5 protein-coding genes are annotated in these 6097 nt (G+C 50.2%); 4 read left to right on the top strand and 1 reads right to left on the bottom strand.

All coding sequences use genetic code 11. The features are described 5' to 3' along the window. Positions 1 to 72: 72 nt before the first annotated feature. Complete coding sequence (nifJ, locus tag AC1WIP_RS10115; RefSeq protein ID WP_481141711.1) at positions 73 to 3639, top strand: pyruvate:ferredoxin (flavodoxin) oxidoreductase; 3567 nt, start codon at positions 73 to 75, stop codon at positions 3637 to 3639. Between the two features lie 73 nt (positions 3640 to 3712). Next, a complete protein-coding gene (gene rd, locus AC1WIP_RS10110) occupies positions 3713 to 3871 on the top strand; it encodes a rubredoxin (protein ID WP_318703290.1) in 159 nt (52 codons plus the stop codon). A gap of 12 nt (positions 3872 to 3883) precedes the next feature. Here the strand turns inward: rd and AC1WIP_RS10105 are convergent, their stop codons facing one another. After that, the gene (locus AC1WIP_RS10105; RefSeq protein WP_481141710.1) at positions 3884 to 4540 is read right to left on the bottom strand and encodes a Crp/Fnr family transcriptional regulator; all 657 of its coding nucleotides are present in this window, start codon (positions 4538 to 4540) and stop codon (positions 3884 to 3886) included. Positions 4541 to 4652: 112 nt separating this feature from the next. Here AC1WIP_RS10105 and AC1WIP_RS10100 point away from each other — a divergent pair, with 112 nt between their 5' ends. Continuing rightward, positions 4653 to 5318 carry an ATP-binding protein gene (locus tag AC1WIP_RS10100; RefSeq protein WP_481141709.1) on the top strand — a complete coding sequence of 222 codons (666 nt, stop codon included), beginning with the start codon at positions 4653 to 4655 and terminating at the stop codon, positions 5316 to 5318. A 148-nt stretch (positions 5319 to 5466) separates the two neighbouring features. Further along, positions 5467 to 6097: zinc dependent phospholipase C family protein (locus AC1WIP_RS10095; RefSeq protein ID WP_481141708.1), on the top strand; the 631-nt coding region annotated here is incomplete at its 3' end.

Below are 6097 nucleotides of genomic sequence, written 5' to 3'. Positions count from 1 at the left end.
CTATTATAGTATAATGATATCAAAATAGCAAGAAGCAGTTAGAGTGTAAGTTTTTTCAAAAGAGGTGATAGTATGGTGCGGAAAAAGATGACAATGGACGGCAATCAGGCGGCGGCTCATGTGGCCTATGCCTACAGCGATGTGGCCGCCATTTATCCCATCACCCCATCCTCTACCATGGCAGAGGTGACGGATGAATGGGCCAATCAGGGAAGGAAAAATATTTTCGGACAGGAGGTTCAGGTAACGGAGATGCAGTCTGAGGCAGGTGCAGCGGGAGCTGTGCACGGCTCTCTGGCGGCGGGAGCCTTGACCACTACCTTCACAGCCTCCCAGGGACTTTTGCTTATGATTCCCAATTTATACAAAATTGCGGGAGAACGGCTTCCGGGAGTGTTTCATGTTGCGGCAAGAACCATAGCAAGTCATGCGCTGTCCATTTTTGGTGATCATTCCGATGTATATGCCTGCAGGCAGACAGGGGTGGCCATGCTGGCCAGCGCTTCCGTGCAGGAGGTAATGGATCTGGCCCCTGTGGCACATCTGGCGGCGGTTAAGGGCAGACTGCCCTTCCTTCATTTTTTTGACGGCTTCCGCACCTCCCACGAGGTACAAAAGATTGCAGCATGGGACTATGAGGATTTAAAGACGCTGATGGATTTGGAGGCTGTAAAGGCATTTCGTAAGAACGCCTTAAACCCCAATCACGCCAGGCAGATGGGCTCCGCCCAGAATCCGGATATCTTCTTTCAGGCAAGAGAGGCCAGCAATGGGGCCTACGATGCGCTGCCGGGTCTCGTGGAGTTTTATATGAACCAGATCAATGAGAGAATAGGAACCCATTACGGATTATTCAATTATTACGGCGCTGAGGATGCGGAGCATGTGATCATAGCCATGGGCAGCGTGTGTCAGACTATCGAGGAGACGGTGGATTATCTGAATGCTGCCGGGGAAAGACTGGGGGTAGTGGAGGTTCATTTATACCGCCCCTTCAGTGCAGAGCATCTGCTTGCAGTCATCCCGGATTCTGTAAAAAGAATTACTGTACTGGACCGCACCAAGGAGCCTGGCGCCATAGGCGAGCCCCTTTATCTGGATGTGGCCGCAGCCCTGCGGGACAGTAAATTCCATAGCGTTGAGATTTTTTCCGGCAGATACGGCTTAAGCAGCAAGGACACCACCCCAAGCCAGATCAAGGCAGTGTTTGACAACCGGGAAAAGAAGCGGTTTACTGTGGGAATTTTGGATGATGTGACGCACTTGTCCTTAGAGGTTACGGAACAAATCCACACTGCGCCAAAGGACATTTACAGCGCCAAATTCTGGGGACTTGGCAGTGACGGAACAGTGGGAGCCAATAAAAATTCCATTAAGATTATCGGCAATCATACGGATAAATATGTACAGGCTTACTTTTCTTATGATTCCAAGAAATCAGGAGGGCTTACTGTTTCTCATTTGAGGTTTGGAGACAGCCCCATCAAGTCCACCTATTTGATAGAAAAGGCAGACTTTGTGGCCTGCCACAATCAGTCCTATCTGCGCAAATATGACATGGTGCAGGATTTGAAGGAGGGAGGCATTTTCCTGTTAAACTGCACCTGGGACAGCGCGCAGCTAGAGGAACAGCTGCCCGCTTCGGTAAAGCGGTTCATAGCCAGAAACCATATCCGCTTTTATATCATAGACGGTGTGGAGCTGTGCAGACAGATCGGATTAAAGGGAAGAATCAATACCATTTTGCAGTCCGCCTTTTTTGCGCTGACAGATATTATTCCCGGGGAAGACGCCCTTCAGTATATGAAGGACGCCGCCAGGGCAAGCTATCAGAAAAAGGGCGACCAGGTGGTACAGATGAATTATGATGCCATTGATGCGGGAGCTCAAAATATCGTAAAGGTGGAGGTTCCGGAGCGGTGGGCGGATGCCGTGGAAGAGGAGCAAAAGACAGAAACCCTGCAGGACAGGCCTGAGGTGGTAAAATATGTGGAGCAGATTCAGCAGAAGGTAAATGCGCAAAAGGGAGATGCGCTTCCGGTATCAGCCTTTTTGGAGTATCAGGATGGTTCCGCTCCTTCTGGCACATCGGCCCATGAGCGCCGAAATACGGCGGTGGATATTCCCGCCTGGAATTGTGAAAACTGTATTCAGTGCAACCGCTGTGCCTTTGTGTGTCCTCATGCGGTTATCCGGCCTGCGGTGCTCACAAAAGAAGAGGCTGACGCCGCTCCGGAGGGCATGAAGCTGATTCCTATGATGGGGATGCCGGGAATGTATTTTGCGATCACAGTGTCTCCTGCAGATTGTGTGGGCTGCGGCTCCTGCGCTAATGTATGTCCGGGCAAGATGGGCGCCAAGGCTCTCTCCATGACGGCGGTTTCCACACTGTCCAAGGCAGAGAGGACAGCGCTGCAGAAGCAGTTTGATTATTGCAAGGCACTGCCTGCAAAGCCGGAGGTTTTAGAGAAATTTAAGGCTTCCACAGTAAAGGGCAGCCAGTTTAAAAAGCCCCTTCTGGAGTTTTCGGGAGCCTGCGCAGGCTGTGGGGAGACGCCCTACGCAAAGCTTGCTACACAGCTTTTCGGAGACAGGATGTATATTGCCAACGCAACAGGATGTTCTTCCATATGGGGAAATTCTGCTCCCTCCACGCCCTATACCACGGATGATCAGGGAAGAGGTCCGGCCTGGTCCAATTCTTTGTTTGAGGATGCGGCAGAGTTTGGCTATGGCATGCTGCTGGCACAAAAAAGCATCAGAGAGCGGCTTAAGGAAGAACTGGAGGCGCTGAGCACGCAAGGCATAAGCGAGACTTTGAGGGAAGCCATCGGACAGTGGATGGATACCTTCCAGAATGGAGCCTTAAATGGGCAAGCCACAAAGCGGCTTGAGGCCTGTCTGGCGAAAGAGGCTGAAGGTGAGCAGCAAAACGAGATTTTGGAGATTTTGGAGGAAAAGGATTTCCTGGGCAAGAAATCTCAGTGGATTTTCGGTGGCGATGGCTGGGCCTATGATATCGGCTTTGGAGGTCTGGATCATGTGCTGGCAAGCGGCCAGGACATCAACATTCTGGTATTTGACACAGAAATGTATTCCAATACCGGAGGACAGTCCTCCAAGTCCACGCCTACGGGCTCTGTTGCAAAGTTTGCGGCGGGGGGCAAGGCTACCCGCAAAAAGGATCTGGCCAGCATTGCCATGAGCTACGGCAATGTGTATGTGGCGCAGATCGCAATGGGAGCTGATTATAACCAGTGCATCAAGGCCTTTTTGGAGGCAGAGAGCTATGAGGGTCCTTCTTTGATCATTGCTTACGCTCCTTGTATCAGCCATGGAATCAAGGTTGGAATGTCCTGTTCCCAGACGGAAGAGGAAAAGGCGGTAAAGACTGGGTATTGGCATCTGTTCCGGTTTGATCCCCGCAACAAGGGTACGCAGGCCGGTGCATTCACCTTAGACAGCAAGCTGCCCACGGAAGCTTATCAGGATTTCCTGTCCGGAGAGGTGCGCTACAACGCCCTGCAGCGCTCGAATCCAGAGCGGGCACAGGAGCTGTTTGCCCAGGCGGAGAATCAGGCAAAAGAGCGGCTGGCTTATCTGCAGAGACTGGCGGCCCTGTATGGCGGGGAAGCATAGAACTCGGTGTTGAAACCGCCTGGAGCGGTTTATCACATAGAAACAATAAAAGGAAAGAAGAAAGGAAGAGACTATGAAGAAATATGTATGTGAAGCATGCGGCTGGGTATATGATCCTGAGGTGGGCGATCCCGATGGCGGAATCGCACCGGGAACGGCCTTTGAGGATATTCCGGATGACTGGGTTTGTCCTCTCTGCGGCTTAGGCAAGGATGCGTTTGTGGAAGCATAAGCTGGCTGACTTTTAGGGTATCATGCGGAAGGTATTCTTTTCATAGGAGAGAATACCTTCCTTTTGCATTTTAGAAAGCTCGTTGGAGAGGGCGCTGCGGTCAACCCCCAGATAATCTGCCAGCTGTTTTCGGTTAAAGGGGATGGTAAACTGATAGCTGCCGCTTTGCCTTACCTGTTGGGAAAAATAAGAGATAAGCCTTCCCCGTATGGATTTTGGGGAGGTGTGAAAAATGCGCCGGGACAGCTTGAGATTTTTCTCGGCGGACAAAGAAAGGAGATTCCCAATCATCTTGTGGTGAAAGGGGCAGCTGGCGCTGCAGGTCTGGATAAGCTTTCTGATATTTAAAAAGAGAATACGGCAGCAGCAGGCGGCAGTAACATTTACCATCAAAGGCTCCCCCGGCAGCAGCGCATAGGTTTCCGCAAAGATTTGTCCGCATTCCGCCTTGTCCAGGATGCTTCTGTTTCCCCAGATATCGTCGGCTTCTATCAGGACAGTGCCCTCTAAAACCATTCCCAGGGAGTCCACCATATCTCCTGCGTGAAGAATCACTTGATTTTTCTCATAGCTCTTTTCATATGCCTGGAGACAGGAAAGCAGGGAGTCTGTTTCTTTTTGATCGATGCCCCGAAACAAGGCGGTATTGCACAAAAGGGAATTTTTCATTTTTTCTCCATTTTTGTTGTTTTAACAACGTACTTTTTGCAAAAAGCATAGTATACTTTTGCTGTAAAGTCAAGAAAAAGCCTGTAAAATTCTATTGAATGGAGGAATTGTCATGATACGGAAAATCATTGAGATAGATCAGGAAAAGTGCAACGGCTGTGGCATCTGCGCACAGGCCTGTCACGAGGGAGCCATCGGCATGAAAAATGGAAAGGCTGCGCTTCTGCGGGAAGATTACTGTGACGGCCTGGGGGACTGCCTTCCCGCCTGCCCGGTGGGGGCTATCACCTTTGTGGAGCGGGAGGCTGCAGCTTATGATGAGGCGGCAGTACAAGAAAGCAAGAAGCAGCTTTCAAGCAAAGGACAGCTTTCAAGTCAGAAGGAGCTTTCAGACAAGGAACAGCCTTCCAGCAGGTCCCAGCTTCGCCAGTGGCCGGTGCAGATCAAGCTGGCGCCCCTTACCGCTCCGTATTTTCAGGGAGCCCATCTGCTGATTGCAGCGGACTGTACAGCTTATGCCTACGCTGATTTTCATCAGGATTTTATCAGGGGAAAAATTACGCTGGTTGGCTGCCCTAAGCTGGACGGAGTGGATTATACAGAAAAGCTTGCGGAAATTATAAAGCGCAATGAGATCAGCGCACTCACAATCGTGCGCATGGAGGTGCCTTGCTGCGGCGGCATCGAGCATGCAGCGGTCACAGCTCTGAAAATGAGTGGAAAGCTTCTTCCCTGGCAGGTGGTCACCATCTCTACACAGGGGGAGATTCTCGCCTGACGAAATGGATTTTACCTGAAACTTAGGTAGATTTCACCCAAAACAGATTGTATTTTATGAAAAAAATGATAAAATAAATAAGAAAGATAGACACACAAGGCCGGATATCCCCATCCGGCCTTACTTCCTATGAGAAAAGGAGACTACTATGCCATCCATGTATGCTCACCACAAAATGGGTCTGCAGGTAAAAGCACTCCTGGGGAAGCCGGAAAGGCAGATCATAGAAAAATATCCCCAGCTGTTTTTGATTGGACTGCACGGCCCGGACATTCTATTTTATTACAAGCCCCTTTCATCGAATCCCGTAAACCGGACGGGACATGGCATGCACGATAAACCGGGAAGCTATTTTTTTGCAAGAGCTGCAAAGGTTATAAAATCCCGCCCGGACAAAGAGGCCTGTCTGTCCTATGTATATGGATTTATCTGCCATTTTGCCCTGGATGTGACCTGCCACGGATATATTGATGAAAAAATCAAGAAAAGCGGCGTTTCCCACACAGAGATCGAAGCGGAATTTGACAGGGAGCTTATGGTGAGAGACGGTTTGAATCCCATAAGACAAAAGCTGGCCGGACACATTGCAGCCACGCCGGAAAATGCGGCGGTGATACAGGCATTTTTTCCAAAGATTACAGCCAGGCAGACATTAAAAGCGCTGAAGGGCACGATCTTTTACAATAACCTGCTTGTGGCGCCCTCCCCTTTGAAAAGAGGGCTGATTTATGCTGTTTTGAAGCTGTCTGGCAATTATGAAAAAATACATGGCCTGGTGC

The organism is Acetatifactor sp. (genome assembly GCF_982438285.1).
The sequence above is the reverse complement of the archived record's forward strand: the minus strand, read 5'-3'. Positions and strand labels throughout refer to the sequence as shown.